Origin of the sequence: Variovorax endophyticus (assembly GCF_025376855.1) — a bacterium.
Lineage (GTDB): Bacteria > Pseudomonadota > Gammaproteobacteria > Burkholderiales > Burkholderiaceae_C > Variovorax.
Map to the genome: position 1 here is coordinate 129,131 of NZ_JAHUTH010000013.1, position 14,718 is coordinate 143,848.

The 14,718-nt window shown below is 70.4% G+C and carries 17 protein-coding genes and 1 riboswitch; of the genes, 11 read left to right on the forward strand and 6 right to left on the reverse strand.

Annotated elements, in window-relative coordinates; genetic code table 11:
* Positions 1-4: 4 nt before the first annotated feature.
* The 4 genes from KV106_RS18580 to ahcY form a co-directional block, all read right to left on the reverse strand.
* The gene (locus KV106_RS18580; RefSeq protein ID WP_261211588.1) at positions 5-640 is read right to left on the reverse strand and encodes a septal ring lytic transglycosylase RlpA family protein; all 636 of its coding nucleotides are present in this window, start codon (positions 638-640) and stop codon (positions 5-7) included.
* Positions 641-726: 86 nt separating this feature from the next.
* Positions 727-1,551, reverse strand: a complete 825-nt coding sequence (gene metF / locus KV106_RS18585) for a methylenetetrahydrofolate reductase [NAD(P)H] (protein ID WP_057590756.1) — start codon at positions 1,549-1,551, stop codon at positions 727-729.
* 10 nt (positions 1,552-1,561) lie between these two features.
* A complete protein-coding gene (locus tag KV106_RS18590) occupies positions 1,562-2,350 on the reverse strand; it encodes a TlyA family RNA methyltransferase (protein WP_261211589.1) in 789 nt (262 codons plus the stop codon).
* A 9-nt stretch (positions 2,351-2,359) separates the two neighbouring features.
* Complete coding sequence (gene ahcY, locus KV106_RS18595) at positions 2,360-3,799, reverse strand: adenosylhomocysteinase (protein WP_261211590.1); 1,440 nt, start codon at positions 3,797-3,799, stop codon at positions 2,360-2,362.
* A gap of 70 nt (positions 3,800-3,869) precedes the next feature.
* Positions 3,870-3,937: riboswitch (S-adenosyl-L-homocysteine riboswitch) on the reverse strand.
* Between the two features lie 155 nt (positions 3,938-4,092).
* Here ahcY and KV106_RS18600 point away from each other — a divergent pair.
* The 5 genes from KV106_RS18600 to KV106_RS18620 all read left to right on the forward strand — a co-directional run bounded on the left by KV106_RS18600 (position 4,093) and on the right by KV106_RS18620 (position 7,626).
* Positions 4,093-4,761, forward strand: coding sequence for a hypothetical protein (locus tag KV106_RS18600; protein ID WP_261211591.1), 669 nt, complete (start codon positions 4,093-4,095; stop codon positions 4,759-4,761).
* A gap of 198 nt (positions 4,762-4,959) precedes the next feature.
* Positions 4,960-5,454, forward strand: coding sequence for a TIGR01841 family phasin (phaP, locus tag KV106_RS18605; protein ID WP_261211592.1), 495 nt, complete (start codon positions 4,960-4,962; stop codon positions 5,452-5,454).
* Positions 5,455-5,519: 65 nt separating this feature from the next.
* Positions 5,520-5,939, forward strand: a complete 420-nt coding sequence (locus tag KV106_RS18610) for a hypothetical protein (RefSeq protein WP_057590751.1) — start codon at positions 5,520-5,522, stop codon at positions 5,937-5,939.
* Complete coding sequence (locus tag KV106_RS18615; RefSeq protein ID WP_261211595.1) at positions 5,936-7,012, forward strand: alpha/beta fold hydrolase; 1,077 nt, start codon at positions 5,936-5,938, stop codon at positions 7,010-7,012. The genes KV106_RS18610 and KV106_RS18615 overlap by 4 nt, the downstream gene beginning before the upstream one ends.
* On the forward strand, positions 7,009-7,626 hold the full coding sequence (locus KV106_RS18620) for a GNAT family N-acetyltransferase (protein WP_261211597.1): 618 nt from the start codon (positions 7,009-7,011) through the stop codon (positions 7,624-7,626). Before KV106_RS18615 ends, KV106_RS18620 begins: the two co-directional genes overlap by 4 nt.
* Here the strand turns inward: KV106_RS18620 and KV106_RS18625 are convergent.
* A complete protein-coding gene (locus KV106_RS18625) occupies positions 7,602-8,585 on the reverse strand; it encodes an alpha/beta fold hydrolase (protein WP_261211599.1) in 984 nt (327 codons plus the stop codon). The genes KV106_RS18620 and KV106_RS18625 overlap by 25 nt on opposite strands.
* 165 nt (positions 8,586-8,750) lie before the next feature.
* On the opposite strand from KV106_RS18625, the gene pqqA reads away from it, so the two are divergent.
* The 6 genes from pqqA (at position 8,751) to KV106_RS18650 (ending at position 13,775) form a co-directional block, all read left to right on the forward strand.
* Entirely contained in the window at positions 8,751-8,825 is a 75-nt protein-coding gene (gene pqqA / locus KV106_RS40095) for a pyrroloquinoline quinone precursor peptide PqqA (RefSeq protein WP_172705269.1), read from the forward strand.
* 97 nt (positions 8,826-8,922) lie between these two features.
* Positions 8,923-9,843 carry a pyrroloquinoline quinone biosynthesis protein PqqB gene (gene pqqB, locus KV106_RS18630; protein ID WP_261211601.1) on the forward strand — a complete coding sequence of 307 codons (921 nt, stop codon included), beginning with the start codon at positions 8,923-8,925 and terminating at the stop codon, positions 9,841-9,843.
* Between the two features lie 52 nt (positions 9,844-9,895).
* Entirely contained in the window at positions 9,896-10,642 is a 747-nt protein-coding gene (gene pqqC, locus KV106_RS18635; protein WP_261211666.1) for a pyrroloquinoline-quinone synthase PqqC, read from the forward strand.
* Positions 10,639-10,914, forward strand: coding sequence for a pyrroloquinoline quinone biosynthesis peptide chaperone PqqD (gene pqqD, locus KV106_RS18640; protein ID WP_261211603.1), 276 nt, complete (start codon positions 10,639-10,641; stop codon positions 10,912-10,914). Before pqqC ends, pqqD begins: the two co-directional genes overlap by 4 nt.
* Complete coding sequence (gene pqqE / locus KV106_RS18645; protein ID WP_261211604.1) at positions 10,911-12,068, forward strand: pyrroloquinoline quinone biosynthesis protein PqqE; 1,158 nt, start codon at positions 10,911-10,913, stop codon at positions 12,066-12,068. Before pqqD ends, pqqE begins: the two co-directional genes overlap by 4 nt.
* 78 nt (positions 12,069-12,146) lie before the next feature.
* On the forward strand, positions 12,147-13,775 hold the full coding sequence (locus KV106_RS18650; RefSeq protein ID WP_261211605.1) for a peptide chain release factor 3: 1,629 nt from the start codon (positions 12,147-12,149) through the stop codon (positions 13,773-13,775).
* A gap of 125 nt (positions 13,776-13,900) precedes the next feature.
* Here KV106_RS18650 and KV106_RS18655 read toward each other — a convergent pair whose 3' ends face one another.
* Complete coding sequence (locus KV106_RS18655) at positions 13,901-14,716, reverse strand: ABC transporter permease (protein ID WP_261211606.1); 816 nt, start codon at positions 14,714-14,716, stop codon at positions 13,901-13,903.
* Between the last annotated feature and the right edge of the window lie 2 nt (positions 14,717-14,718).

Genomic DNA, 14,718 nt, shown 5'->3' on the forward strand with positions numbered 1-14,718 from the left:
CCGCTCAGCGCCGCCGTGCCGGCGCGCGGCGTACCGGCGCCTTGCGCGTTGCCGCGGGCCGGGCCTGCGGCGGCCGCACCGGCGCCACCTCGAGCGACGGCGCGTCGGCCTCGCCCGGCTCCGCGAGCTCGCCGTCGCAACGCATGCCCTCGCGGTCGATGACGGTCAGCGCCACCTGCTTGATGCCCAGGCTCGCGAGCCCGATGCGGTCGGCCGCGGCGCGGCTCAGGTCGATCACGCGGCCCTGGGTGTAGGGGCCGCGGTCGTTCACGCGCACCAGCACTTCCTTGCCGTTGACGAGGCTGCGCACGCACACGCGCGTGTTGAAGGGCAGGGTCTTGTGCGCGGCCGTCAGGGCGCCCATGTCGAAGCGCTCGCCGCTGGCGGTGCGGCGCTGGTGGAACTGGATGCCGTACCAGGAGGCGCCGCCGCGCTCGAACACCTCCCCGCGCGGCTCGTCGCCCGGCAGGCCGTCGGCGGGAAGTTCATCGGGCCCGGTCACCGCGAGGTCGTAGCGCACCGAGGGCACGTTCGAACGCGGCTCGGCGCCGGGTGGCACGGTCATCTGGCGCGGGATCGGCGACAGGCTCTCCTGCGCCACGGTGTCCGGCGCCGCGCCGCCCTCGGTCGCCGGCGGCATGGCGCAGCCAGCGAGCGCGCAGGTGCAGGCCACGAGCGCGGCGCGAAGCGCCCCGCGCAGCGAGCCAGGCGCCCGCGCCGCCCCTCTCAATCCAGGCGCTCCAGGACAGCCAGCGTGGCCGCCGACTGGTTCATCGTGTAGAAGTGCAGCGCTGGCACGCCGCCCTCGCGCAGCCGCGCGCAAAGGTCGGTCACGACATCGAGGCCGAAGGCCTTGATCGAGGCCGTGTCGTCGCCGAAGGCCTGCAGCCGCAGCCGGATCCAGCGCGGGATCTCTGCGCCGCAGGCGTCCGAGAAACGCATCAGCTGCGTCGAGCTGGTGATCGGCATGATGCCGGGCACGATCGGCGTGTCGATGCCGAGCGCTCGCGCCTCGTCGACGAAGCGGAAGTAGGCGTCGGCGCTGAAGAAGTACTGCGTGATCGCCGAATCGGCGCCGGCCTTCACCTTGGCCGCGAAGGCCTGCAGGTCGGCCTCGGGCGAACGCGCCTGCGGATGCACCTCGGGATAGCAGGCCACCTCGATGTGGAAGTCGCGGCCGGTCTCCGCGCGGATGAAGGCCACGAGGTCGCTCGCGTACTGGAACTCGCCGCCCGCGCCGTAGCCGCTGGGCAGGTCGCCGCGCAGCGCCACCAGGCGCTTCACGCCCATGGCCTTGAGCTCGGCGAGCTGCGCGCGCACCGTCTCGCGCGTGGCGCCGATGCACGAGAAATGGCTGGCCGCGTCCACGCCCTCGGACAGGATTTCCTGCACCGCGCCGAAGGTGCCCTGGTGGGTGGAGCCGCCCGCGCCGTAGGTGACCGAGCAGAACTCGGGCTTGCGCGCATAGAGCTGCTGGCGTGCCGCGCGCAGCTTGACCGCGCCTTCGGGCGTCTTGGTCGGGAAGAATTCGAAACTCAGCGGAAGGCGCACCTGCGTCTCCTTAGGAACCGCCCGCGCCCGTCGCGCGCACGGCGTGAATGAAAAACTCGCGGTTGCCGTCGCCGCCGGCGATCGGGCTGTCGAACCAGCGCAGCACGCGCAGCTCGAGCGCGGCGCAGGCATCGCGCAGGCGCTTCTCGACGATCTCGTACATCGCCGCGTCGCGCACGATGCCGCCCTTGCCGACCTGGCCCGGCTGCAGCTCGAACTGCGGCTTGACCAGCATCAGCAGCTGCCCGTCGTCCGCGAGGAACTGCACCACGGCCGGCAGCACCAGCGTGAGCGAGATGAAGGACAGGTCGCCGACGATCAGGTCGAAGCGCTCGGCAAAGGGCTCCTCGCCCTCTTCCTGCAGGTCGTCGGCCGAAAGCGCGCGCGCATTGACGCCTTCGATGGCGAGCACGCGCGCGTCCTCGCGCAGCTTCGCATGCAGCTGCCCGTGGCCGACATCGACGCCCACCACCCGGGCGGCGCCGCGCTGCAGCAGGCAGTCGGTGAAGCCGCCGGTCGACTGGCCCACGTCGAGGCACAGCTTGCCGGCGGCATCGACGCCGCTGGCCTCGAGCGCGCCTTCGAGCTTGAGCCCGCCGCGCGAGACATAGCGCGCCTCGGCCGCGTCGTCGAGCTCGAGCTCGGCCGACTCGGGCACCTCGTCGCGGTTCTTCGCGACCGAACGCCACGCATCGGTCGAGCCCGCATCGCGCCAGCGCATGCCGCCGGCAATGAGCCGCACGGCCTGCGAGCGCGAGGCGGCGAGGCCGCGTTCCACCAGCAACTGGTCGGCTCGCATGCGCGGCGATCAGTAGCGGTAGGTGTCCGGCTTGTAGGGGCCGTTCTTGCTCACGCCGATGTAGGCGGCCTGGGCGTCGGTCAGCTCGGTGAGCATGGCGCCGACCTTCTTCAGGTGCAGGCGCGCGACCTTCTCGTCGAGGTGCTTGGGCAGCACGTAGACCTTGCCGGCCTGGTAGGCGTCGGGCTTGGTGAACAGCTCGATCTGCGCGATGGTCTGGTTCGCGAACGACGAGGACATCACGAAGCTCGGGTGACCCGTGCCGCAGCCCAGGTTCACCAGGCGGCCCTTGGCCAGCAGGATGATCTTCTTGCCGTCGGGGAAGGTGACGTGGTCGACCTGCGGCTTGATCTCTTCCCATTCGTACTTCTCGATCGACGCGACGTCGATCTCGTTGTCGAAGTGGCCGATGTTGCAGACGATGGCCTGGTCCTTCATGGCGGCCATGTGCTCGTGGCGGATCACGTCCTTGTTGCCGGTGGTCGTCACGAAGATGTCGGCCTTGTCGGCCGCGTACTCCATCGTCACGACCTTGTAGCCTTCCATCGCGGCCTGCAGCGCGTTGATCGGGTCGATCTCGGTGACCCACACCTGCGCCGACAGCGCGCGCAGCGCCTGGGCCGAGCCCTTGCCCACGTCGCCGTAGCCGGCCACGCAGGCCACCTTGCCGGCGATCATCACGTCGGTCGCGCGCTTGATACCGTCGACCAGCGATTCGCGGCAACCGTAGAGGTTGTCGAACTTGCTCTTGGTGACCGAGTCGTTGACGTTGATGGCGCGGAACAGCAGCGTGCCCTTGGCGCTCATCTCGTTGAGGCGGTGCACGCCGGTGGTGGTTTCCTCAGTCACGCCGATGATCTCGGCCGACTTGCGCGTGTACCAGGTGGCATCGACGGCCAGCTTGGCCTTGATCGCGGCGAAGAGAATGCGCTCCTCCTCGCTGCCCGGGTTGGCGATCACGCCCAGGTCCTTCTCGGCGCGCTGGCCCAGGTGCATCAGCAGCGTGGCATCGCCGCCGTCGTCGAGGATCATGTTCGGGCCTTCGCCCTTCGAGTCCTTGGGACCGAAGTCGAAGATGGCGTGGGTGTAGTCCCAGTAATCCTTGAGCGACTCGCCCTTGATCGCGAACACCGGCGTGCCCGACGCGGCGATCGCGGCGGCCGCGTGGTCCTGCGTCGAGAAGATGTTGCACGAGGCCCAGCGCACCTGCGCGCCGAGGGCCTGCAGCGTCTCGATCAGCACCGCGGTCTGGATCGTCATGTGCAGCGAGCCGGTGATGCGCGCGCCCTTGAGCGGCTGGCTCTTGGCGAATTCCTCGCGGATGGCCATCAGACCGGGCATCTCGGTTTCGGCGATGCGGATTTCCTTGCGGCCCCAGGCGGCGAGCGAAAGGTCGGCGATCGCCTGGTCGGCGGACGAAACAGGGGTGGGCTTGAGAACAGCGCTCATGTGAAGTGAACTCCAGAACTGTGTTTGAACGAGGCCACTGCGATCGGGGGAAAAGACTCACCGCGAGAACAGCGGATGAGCGTGGTTGCGATGGGTCCGAGCCTCACGCCTGGCGGCGCTGCAACGCTCCTCGGAAGCGGCGGATTGTAGACGTGCCGGACACGGGCGCCAACGGCCGGGGCTTCCCACATCACGGAACGCGCGGAGGCGCCGGCACCCCGCGTCATGCAGGGCTCAGAGTCGGGGCGTACAACGCGGCTTGCCTTCTTTTCCTTTTCAGCGAAAGCCCTCCGATGCCCTCATCCCGCCTGTCCGCGCCCCCGTCCCCCACCGCGCGCCGTGCGCTCTGCACGGCAGCCCTGCTCGGCCTCGCCACCTTGCCGGGCCTGTCCCTCGCACAGCAGGCTTCGGCCACGCAACCGGTGGTGCGGGTGCGCGGCACGCTGGTCTACGCCGACGCGAAGAAGCTCGTCGTCAAGGACCGCGACGGCGAGGTCGTGAGCCTTGCGCGGCCCGCGGACATGCCGCTGTCGGAGGTCTACCGCATCAAGCTGTCCGACATCAGGAAGGGCAGCTTCGTCGGCACCGCCGCGATGCCGCAGCCCGACGGCACCCAGAAGGCGCTCGAGGTGCTGGTGTTCCCCGAGGCCGCGCGCGGCAGCGGCGAGGGCCACTATCCGTGGGACCTGCAGCCGCGGAGCACCATGACCAACGCGACCGTGGCCGACCTCGCGGCCGCGCCGCGCTCGGTGCGCGGCGGACAGCAGCTGCGCCTGACCTACAAGGGCGGCGAGAAGACCGTGATCGTGCCGCGCGACGTGCCGGTCGTGACCTTCCGCCCCGGCACCGAGGCGCTGCTGGTGCCGGGCGCCAAGGTGCTGGTCAATGCGCAGGAGCGCAACGGCACGCCGACCGCGCTGCGCGTGGTGGCCGGGCGCGACGGCTTCACGCCGCCGATGTAAGCCGTTGCCGCTACCCGGCGACACCGCATCGATCGCCGGCGCCGCGGCGCACACCATCCCTTCGGGAAATCCCCCAGGCAAATCCGCGGCCGCGACCGCCGCGGCAGGGTCGCCGCGGCGTATCGTGGCGGCGGACCGCGCGCGTGCGCGGCCGGTCCCGCCACCATCTTGTCCAACGTCCTCAGGAGATTCCGCACCATGGCCACTGCCAAGAAAGCCGCCGCCAAGAAGACCACTGCCAGCAGCAGCGGAAGCGCCGCGAAAAAGGCGGCCCCGAGCGCGGCCGACATGCTCAACCCGCTCAAGGGCATGGCCGAGCGGCTGCAGAACCTCAACATGACCGACGGCGCGAGCAAGCTGCTCGACAGCGGCCGCAAGGACCTGCAGGCGCTGATGCAGGCCAACGAAAAGTCGTTCCAGGGCCTGCAGACCGTGGTGCAGCGCCAGACCGAGATGATCAAGAGCGCGATCACCGACTGGCAGGCCGCCGCCAAGGACATCCCCGGCAAGGACCCGAAGGAAAGCCTCGCCAAGCTCGACGCGCTCGGCCGCCAGTCGTTCCAGCGCGCGGTCGACGACATCAAGGAACTCGCCAATCTCGCGGCCAAGTCGCAGGCCGATGCCTTCGAGGTGGTGCGCCAGCGCATCCAGTCGAACGTCGACGAGGTCACGAAGATGCTGCAGCGCAAATAGCGCGCGGCCCAGGCGCCGCGCCGGCGCACGGCGCGGCCTCCCGACGACGAACCCGGTGTGCGGCCATGACCCAGTCCTCCTCTCCCCTCGACCCCATGGCGATCTGGCGCGAGCTCAGCGCGCAATGGGAAAAGAGCACCAATGCGTTCGCCAACGAGGCCATGGCCTCCGATCCGTTCCGGCAGGGCATGCACGGCGGCATGAATGCCTCGCTGGGCGCGCAGAAGGCGCTGGCCGACCTGATGGCGCGGCTGCTCACGATGCTGAACCTGCCCACGCGCGCCGACCTGCAGGCGCTGTCCGAGCAGCTGCAGCACATCGACGACCATCTGGCGCGGATCGCGCGACAGCTCGAGGAGGGCGGTACGGCGCCGCAACCGCGGCCCGCGGCACCGCGGCGCACGAAACAGCCACCCTCGATGGCGGCCGCGCCGCCAGCACCCGCGAAGAAGGCCCCGGCCCGCACCCGCCGCCCGCGGCCATGAGCACGCCCGCCGCCGAGCTGCCGGTGCTGCCCGACCTGCGCGCCGAGATCGAGCGCACCATCCAGCGCAACATCAAGGGCCTGGAGTTCCTGACCAGCGCCACGCCCGCGGTCGGGCTCACGCCCAAGGACGAGATCCACCGCCGCGGCACGCTGAGCCTCTACCACTACCGGCCGATGGTCGACGAGATCTACCGCGTGCCGGTGCTGATCGTGATGGCCACCACCAACAAGGGCTACATCCTCGACCTCGCGCCGGGCCAGAGCATGGTCGAGCACCTGCTCAAGCAGGGCTACGACGTCTACATGATGGACTGGAATGCGCCGCGGCCGCAGGAGAAGCGGCTGCGCATCGAGGACTACGTGCTCGACTTCATTCCCGACTCGATCCGCCGCGTGCAGCAACGCTCGGGCGAGGAGGACGTGAGCATCGTCGGCTACTGCATGGGCGGCGTACTCTCCACGCTCTATGCCGCGCTGCATCCCGGCGGGCCGCTGAAGAACCTCGCGCTGTTCACCACGCCGATCGACTTCAGCCGCATGACGATGTTCCATGCCTGGTCCGACCAGCGCTACTTCGACGTCGACCGGCTGGTCGACAGCGTGGGAAACGTGCCGCCCGAGATGCTGTTCGCCTCCTTCGACATGCTGCGCCCCGCGGGCCGCGGCGCGGGCCTGGTGCAGCTGTGGGACAACATGGCGAACGACGAGTTCGTCAAGTCCTACCGCATGTTCGACCGCTGGGGCGCCGAGATGCTGCCGCTGGCGGGAGAGTACTTCCGCCAGACCGTGAAGGAGCTGATGTGGGGCAACAAGCTGCTGAAAGGCGAGCTCTCGATCGGCGGGCGGCCGGTGCGCCTCGCCGACATCGAGGTGCCGGTGCTGCATGCGCTCGCGCAGCACGACCACATCGTTCCCTATGAGGCGGGCGCGCCGCTGATCGCGGGCATCGGATCGGCGGACAAGGAGGAAGTGGTGCTCAAGGGCGGCCATGTGAGCCTGGCCGCGGGACCGAACGCGGTGCGCCGGCTGTGGCCGAAGCTCGACGAATGGCTGGGAGTGCGATCCACATGACGAATGCCGCAGACACCTCGACGAACCCGGGTTCGACCCGGCTCTATCCGCGCACGCTGCCGCATGCCGACGGCGAGATCGCGCTGCGCCGCATGGACGCCGCCGATGCCGGCGCGGTGCTGGCCTTCGCGCAGGCGCTGCCCGCGCACGATCTGCTGTTCCTGCCGCGCGACATCACGCAGCCCAAGGTGATGGACGCCTGGGTGCGCGCCATCGCGCGCGGCGACATCGACAGCGTGCTCGCGGTTCGCGACGACAAGGTGCTGGGCTGCGCGGCGGTGATCCGCGATCCGCATTCGTGGTCGCGCCATGTGGCCGAGCTGCGCGTGCTGGTCGAGCCTGCCCTGCGCGGCAGCGGCCTGGGCCAGCAGCTCGCGCAGGAGGGCTGCGCGCTCGCGATGGAACAGGGCCACGAGAAGGTGGTGGCGCAGATGACCGTGGACCAGCGCGGCGCGATCGCGGTGTTCCAGGCGCTGGGCTTCCGGCCCGAGGCGCTGCTGAGCAAGCACGTGAAGGACCGCGAGGGCCGCGCGCACGATCTCGTCGTGCTGTGCCAGGACGTCGCGCAGGTCGAGGCGCAGATGCGGGCCTACGGGGTGACCGAGGCGTTCTGAACGGGTGGGTCGAAGCGGCCTCGTGCCGCGAAGGCATCGAGCGCGCGCGCCATGCGCTGCGCCATCGCGGGATGGAAGGGATCGTGGCCCGCGCCGGGCACGGTTTCGAAGCGGCTCGCGGGCAGCAGGCGCTGTACGGCTCGAGCGGCGGCCGGGCGACAGGTCCGGTCGAGTTCACCGTGCAGGAACAGCACCGGGTGGTCGCGCAGCGCGTCGAGCGCGCCCCACCTCACCGCGTCGCCGTCCGCGAGCCAGCAGCGGTGTGCGAGGTAGTGCGCCATCACCTTGTAGCGATCGATCGCGCGTTGCAGCGCATCGCCTTGCGGCTCGGGCGCGGCGCCGGACTGGCCGCCCTGCGCATGCTCCCAGGCCAGCCAGGCGAGCGTCGCGCGCGATTGCGTTGCGAGGTCGTCGCCCGCGAACACGCGACACAACGCGGGCAGCAACGGCGCGCCCCCGGCCAGCGAGACCGCGCCGGCCAGCCGCGACCCTGCTTCGGCATGGGTCGCGCGCGCGCCCTCGAAGCTCCAATGCAACTCCGATGCGCTCGGCACGAACAGTCCGCGCAGCAGCAGCCCGTCGACCGCTTCGGGATGGCGCGCCGCATAGGCCAGCGCCAGCGTCGCGCCCCACGAACCGCCGACCACCAGCCAGCGCGCGATGCCCAGGTGGTGCCGCAGTGCCTCGATGTCGGCGATCAGCAGCTCGGTGCGGTTGTGGCGCGTCTCGCCGCGCGGCGTGCTGCGTCCCGCGCCGCGCTGGTCGAAGGCGACCACGCGATAGCGCTGTGGATCGAAGCCGCGCGCGAGCGCCGGCGAGCCGCCCGAACCGGGCCCGCCATGCAGCACGAGCGCGGCGCGTCCGGCGGCTGCACCGGTGCTCTCCCAGTGCAGCCGATGGCCCTCGCCCACGTCGAGTCGCCCCGCGCCATCGCATGTAGAACCAAGTGCCTCCAGCATGCAGGCGATGCTACGCCGTCGGACCGCGCCCACGCCGCGACGGGTACTGCAACCACGCTGCGCGCCCCCCTCAAACTGGGTATGCTGTCCGCGGAGCGCGCTTTCGCCGCTTCCGAAGGCGCCCATCGGCCTTCGCCTGCGAATGGAATTCCTCAAGGAGACTTCATGACCTGGACCACCCCTCAAGCCACCGACTTCCGCTTCGGCTTCGAGATCACGATGTACGTGGCGGCGCGCTGAGCGCCACGCCCTTTCCGGCACGGCCCGCTTCGGCGGTCCGTGCCGGTTTCGCTTTCCCCTCCCCCTTCTCTCGCGCCGCCGCGCGGCGCCGCACCGCATGCACATCCGCGTCCTGGGCGCCGCCGCCGGTGGCGGCTTTCCGCAGTGGAACTGCAATTGCGCGAACTGCGCCGGCCTGCGCGCGGGCACCGTGCGCGCCCGCGCGCGCACGCAGTCCTCGATCTGCGCCAAGGGCGACACGGGCGACGACTGGGTGCTGGTCAACGCCTCGCCCGACATCCTCGAACAGATCAAGGCCACGCCCGCGCTGCAGCCCGGACGCGGCCCGCGCGACACCGGCATCGCGGGCGTGGTGCTGGTCGACGGGCAGGTCGACCATTCGACCGGCCTCTACATGCTGCGCGAGCGTGGCGCGCCGCTGCCGCTGTGGTGCACCGGGCCGGTGTACGAAGACCTCACGCAGGGCAACCCGATCCTGCGCGTGCTCTCGCATTTCTGCGGCGTCGCGCACCACGAGCTGCCGCTCGACGGCCGCGGCTTCGAGGTGCCGGGCGTGAGCGGCCTGGCGCTGCGCGCGCTCGCGCTGGTCGGCAAGGCCGCGCCCTACTCGCCGCACCGCGAGCATCCCGTGCCCGGCGACAACATCGGCCTCACGCTGACCGACACCGCGAGCGGCCGCAGCGCCTTCTATGCGCCGGGCCTCGGCGCGCACAGCCCCGAGGTCGATGCCGCGATGCGCGCGGCCGACTGCGTGATGGTCGACGGCACCTTCTGGCGCGACGACGAGATGATCGCGCTGGGCTTCAGCCGCAAGACCGGCCGCAGCATCGGCCACCTGCCGCAGTCGGGACCGGGCGGCATGCTCGAGTGGCTGGCCGACCTGCCCGCGCGCACGCGCAAGGTGCTGATCCACATCAACAACACCAACCCGATCCTCGACGAGGACTCGCCCGAGCGCGCCGAGCTCGACCGGCGCGGCATCGAGGTCGCCTTCGACGGCATGGAGGTCGTGCTCTGAGCACGACGAACGGACAGCCAGGACCCAGGAGCCCATCATCGCCCTCATCGACATCTCCCTCGCGCCGCCGCGCGCGCCCAGCGGCGAGCCGGCCTGGAGCCACGCCGAGTTCGAGGCGCAGCTGCGCGCCAGGGGCAAGGCCTATCACATCCACCATCCGTTCAACCGCATGCTCAACGAGGGCCGCGCCACGCCCGCGCAGGTGCGCGGCTGGGCCGCGAACCGCTTCTACTACCAGATCGCGATTCCGGTGAAGGACGCGGCGATCCTCTCCAACTGCCCCGAGCGCGAGGTGCGGCGCGGCTGGGTGCAGCGCATCGTCGACCACGACGGCAGCGGCGACGATCCCGGCGGCATCGAGGCCTGGATCGGCCTCGGCGTCGCGACCGGCCTCACGCGCGAGGAGATCGTCGACCTGCGCCACGTGACGCCCGCGATGCGCTTCGCGGTCGATGCCTACGTGAACTTCGCACGCCGCGCGCCCTGGCAGGAGGCCGTGTGCTCCTCGCTGACCGAGCTGTTCGCGCCCGAGATCCACAAGCAGCGGCTGGCCGGCTGGCCCGAGCACTATCCGTGGATCGAGCCCGGCGGCCTCGCCTACTTCCGCAACCGCGTGAGCCAGGCGCGGCGCGACGTCGAGCAGGGCCTGGCGCTCACGCTCGAGCACTTCGCCACGCGCGCGCAGCAGGAGCGCGCGCTCGACATCCTGCAGTTCAAGCTCGACATCCTCTGGGCCATGAACGATGCGATGGCCCTGGCCTACGGCGTGACGCCGGCCGCCGAGGGAGGTGCCGCATGAGCGCGCCCACGCTCGACAGCCGGCCCGGCATCGCCGAGGGCTTTAGGCTGCAGTGGGAGCCCGCGCAGGACTGCCACGTGCTGCTCTACCCCGAGGGCATGGTCAAGCTCAACCAGAGCGCGGGCGAGATCCTCAAGCGCTGCGACGGCCGAGGCGACGTGCGCGCGATCGTGCTCGACCTCGAGGAATGCTTCGACACCACCGGCCTCGGCAAGGAGGTGCTGGCCTTCCTCGAGATCGCGCTCGCGCAGCGCTGGGTGGTGCTGAAGTGAGCGCGACGGCGGCGCTGCCGGGTCCGCCGCTGTGGCTGCTGGCCGAGCTCACCTACCGCTGCCCGCTGCACTGCGCCTTCTGCTACAACCCGGTCGATTTCGCCGGCCATGCCGACGAGCTGCCTACCGAGGACTGGCTGCGCGTGCTGCGCGAGGCACGCGAACTGGGCGCGGTGCAGTGCGGCTTCTCGGGCGGCGAGCCGCTGCTGCGCGACGACCTCGAGGTGCTGGTGGCCGAGGCCCGGCGCCTGGGCTACTACACCAACCTGCTGACCTCGGGCGTGGGCCTGAGCGAGGCGCGCGCGGCGGCGCTCAAGGCCGCGGGCCTGGACCACGTGCAGCTCTCGTTCCAGGACTCCACGCGCGAGCTGAACGACTTCCTCTCGCACACGAAGACCTTCGACCTCAAGCGGAAGGTGGCCGGCCTGATCAAGGCCAACGGCTGGCCGATGGTGCTCAACGTGGTGATCCACCGGCTCAACATCGACCACATCGACCGCATCGTGGAGATGGCCGAGGCCATGGGCGCCGAGTACCTCGAGCTCGCCAACACCCAGTACTACGCCTGGGCGCGCGAGAACCGTGCCCACCTGCTGCCCACGCGCGAGCAGATGCGCAAGGCCGAGGCCGCCACCGAAGCCTGGCGCCGCAAGCTCGACGGCCGCATGCGGATCTTCTTCGTGGCGCCCGACTACCACGAGGCCGCGCCCAAGAAATGCGTGAACGGCTGGGGCAGCATGTTCATGACGGTCGCGCCCGACGGCACCGCCCTGCCCTGCCACACGGCGCGCATGCTGCCGGGCCTCGCGTTCCCGAACCTGCGCGAGACCAGCGTGCGCAGCGCCTGGCGCGACTCGGAAGGCTTCAACCGCTACCGCGGCACCGGCTGGATGAAGGAACCGTGCAGCAGCTGCGAGCACAAGGAGCGCGACCTCGGCGGCTGCCGCTGCCAGGCCTACATGCTGGCGCACGACGCCGCGGCGGCCGACCCGGTGTGCGCCAAGAGCCCCGCGCACGGCGAGGTGCTGGAGGCCGTGCGCCGCGCCGACGCGGGCGAGCCGCCGGCGCAGCCGCTGGTGTTTCGCGATCCGAAGGCCTCGCGGCGCTTCGTCGCGGCCGACGACGCGCTGTCGCTGCCCCAGGGGCACAACTGAAAGGCAGGGGTGCGGTCCGCGGGGTGACCTGCGACAATCGCCGGTTCGCCCGACCGACCCCTTCTACCTGGCCCTACCGTGTCTTTCGCCTCCGAAACCCGCCGCCGCCGCACCTTCGCGATCATTTCCCACCCCGACGCCGGCAAGACCACGCTGACCGAGAAGCTGCTGCTGTTCTCCGGCGCGATCCAGATCGCCGGCTCGGTGAAGGCGCGCAAGGCCTCGCGCCATGCGACCTCCGACTGGATGGAGATCGAGAAGCAGCGCGGCATCTCGGTGGCCTCGTCGGTGATGCAGATGCTGTACCGCGACCACGTGATCAACCTGCTCGACACGCCCGGCCACAAGGACTTCTCGGAAGACACCTACCGCGTGCTCACGGCGGTCGACTCGGCGCTGATGGTGATCGACGCGGCCAACGGCGTGGAAGCGCAGACGCGGCGCCTGATCGAGGTCTGCCGCCAGCGCGACACGCCGATCATCACCTTCGTCAACAAGATGGACCGCGAGGTGCGCGAGCCGCTCGACATCCTCGACGAGGTGGAGCGCGAGCTCGGCATGCCCTGCGTGCCGATGACCTGGCCCGTGGGCCAGGGCAAGAGCTTCCGCGGGATCATGAACCTGCGCACGCAGGCCATGACGGTGTTCGAGTCGGGCAGCGAACGCCTGCCGCAGGACTTCGAGACCATCCCCTTGAGCGAGCGCGACACCCTCGCCAAGCGCTTCGGCGCCGACTTCGAGACCGCGATGGAGAGCATGGAGCTCGCCACCGGCGCCTCGCCCACCTGGGACCGCGAGGCCTTCCTCGCGGGCAAGCAGACGCCGGTGTTCTTCGGCTCGGGCGTGAACAACTTCGGCGTGATGGAAGTGCTCGACGCGCTGGTCGACCTCGCGCCCTCGCCGCAGTCGCGCACCAGCACCACGCTGGTCAACCGCCAGCCGGTGACGAAGGAGATCCAGCCCGAGGACAAGGACTTCGCGGGCGTGGTCTTCAAGGTGCAGGCCAACATGGACGCCAACCACCGCGACCGCATCGCCTTCGTGCGCATGGCCTCGGGCAAGTACACGCCGGGCATGAAGCTCAAGGTGCAGCGCACCGCCAAGGAACTGCGCCCCACCAGCGTCGTGACCTTCATGAGCCAGCGCCGCGAGGCGGTCGAGGAAGCCTACGCGGGCGACATCGTGGGCTTCACCACCCATGGCGGCGTGCAGCTCGGCGACACCATCACCGACGGCGCGAGCCTGCAGTTCACCGGCCTGCCCTTCTTCGCGCCCGAGCTGTTCATGACCGTGATCCTCAAGAACCCGCTGCGCACCAAGCAGCTGCAGCAGGGCCTGGCGCAGCTCGGCGAGGAGGGCGCGATCCAGGTGTTCCGCCCCGAGATCGGCGGCCCGATGCTGCTGGGCGCGGTCGGCCAGCTGCAGTTCGAAGTGGTGCAGCACCGGCTGAAGGCCGAGTACGACGCCGACGTGCGGCTCGAGGGCTGCCAGTACACCGGCGCGCGCTGGATCACGGCCGACACGCCGGCCGAGCTGCGCGAGTTCGTCAACGCCTATCCGCAGCGCATGGCCAAGGACGCGGCCGACACGCTGGCCTTCCTGTGCACCTCGCCGTACGACGTGCGGCTGGCGCAGGAACGCTTCCCGAAGATCCATTTCCACCCGCTGCGCGAACACGCGGGGCTGGCGCTGCAGAGCGCGGGATAACGCGGAAGCGGGCAGCCGGACGCAGAGGACGCGAAGGTTTCGCGAAGGACGCCAAAGAGAAACAAGTAGGTTTTCTTCGCGCCCTTCGCGAAACCTTCGCGTTCTTCGCGTCCGGAAGTCCGAATTCAACTGCCCGTCGAGGCGTAGTGCCTCAAGCCGAGCCCCCAGACGCGGAACGCCAGCGCGAGGAACACGAAGCCCGCCAGCGGCGACGCCCAGCCCACCCAGTGCGGCGCGCCGAGCGGATCGGGCCGCCCGAGGATCAGCAGCGCGGGGTAATAGGCCACGCAAGCCAGCGGCACCGCGAAGGTAAGCAGGCGCCGGAACCAGCGCGCGTAGAGCGCGAGCGGGTACTGCGCCGCCTGCACGCCGCCGTAGGTCAGCACGTTGGCGATCTCCAGACTCTCGACGGTCCAGAAGGCCAGCGTGCCCTGCAGCACCAGGATGCCGAGGAACAGCGCCACGCCGCCGGCCAGCGCGAACAACGCGACGGCCACGGCCTCGGGCGTCCAGGCGATGCCGGCCTGCGCGGTCGCGAAGCCGATCACCGCCAGCCCCTGCAGCAGCCGGCCCATGCGGCTGATGCGGAAGTCGTGGCCCATGAGCTGCAGCGCGAGCGGGCGCGGGCGCAGCAGCAGGCGATCGAAGGCGCCGCTGCGCAGGAACTCGGTGCCCAACACGTCGAAGCCGCGGCCCAGGGCATCGGCCAGCGCGAACATGCAGTTGACCAGGCCGTAGAACAGCGCGACCTCGCCGAGGGTCCAGCCGCGCACCTCGCCGAAGCGGTGGAACATGGCCCAGACCGCGACCACCTCGATGCCGGTGACGAGGAACTGGCCCGCCGTGAGCATCAGCGCCGAGGCCGGGTAGCGCGCCTGCGCGCCGACCGAGGCCTTCACCAGCCGCAGGAACAGCGCGATCGATCCCGGGGACCTGCTCATGT

Excerpts from the sequence above, each read along its gene's own strand:
- KV106_RS18580 (WP_261211588.1), bottom strand. The coding sequence starts at position 640 with ATGCCGCCGGCGACCGAGGGCGGCGCGGCGCCGGACACCGTGGCGCAG.
- KV106_RS18615 (WP_261211595.1), top strand. The coding sequence starts at position 5,936 with ATGAGCACGCCCGCCGCCGAGCTGCCGGTGCTGCCCGACCTGCGCGCC.
- KV106_RS18620 (WP_261211597.1), top strand. The coding sequence starts at position 7,009 with ATGACGAATGCCGCAGACACCTCGACGAACCCGGGTTCGACCCGGCTC.
- phaP (WP_261211592.1), top strand. The coding sequence starts at position 4,960 with ATGGCCACTGCCAAGAAAGCCGCCGCCAAGAAGACCACTGCCAGCAGC.
- KV106_RS18600 (WP_261211591.1), top strand. The coding sequence starts at position 4,093 with ATGCCCTCATCCCGCCTGTCCGCGCCCCCGTCCCCCACCGCGCGCCGT.
- pqqD (WP_261211603.1), top strand. The coding sequence starts at position 10,639 with ATGAGCGCGCCCACGCTCGACAGCCGGCCCGGCATCGCCGAGGGCTTT.
- KV106_RS18655 (WP_261211606.1), bottom strand. The coding sequence starts at position 14,716 with ATGAGCAGGTCCCCGGGATCGATCGCGCTGTTCCTGCGGCTGGTGAAG.
- pqqB (WP_261211601.1), top strand. The coding sequence starts at position 8,923 with ATGCACATCCGCGTCCTGGGCGCCGCCGCCGGTGGCGGCTTTCCGCAG.
- ahcY (WP_261211590.1), bottom strand. The coding sequence starts at position 3,799 with ATGAGCGCTGTTCTCAAGCCCACCCCTGTTTCGTCCGCCGACCAGGCG.
- KV106_RS18625 (WP_261211599.1), bottom strand. The coding sequence starts at position 8,585 with ATGCTGGAGGCACTTGGTTCTACATGCGATGGCGCGGGGCGACTCGAC.
- KV106_RS18610 (WP_057590751.1), top strand. The coding sequence starts at position 5,520 with ATGACCCAGTCCTCCTCTCCCCTCGACCCCATGGCGATCTGGCGCGAG.
- KV106_RS18590 (WP_261211589.1), bottom strand. The coding sequence starts at position 2,350 with ATGCGAGCCGACCAGTTGCTGGTGGAACGCGGCCTCGCCGCCTCGCGC.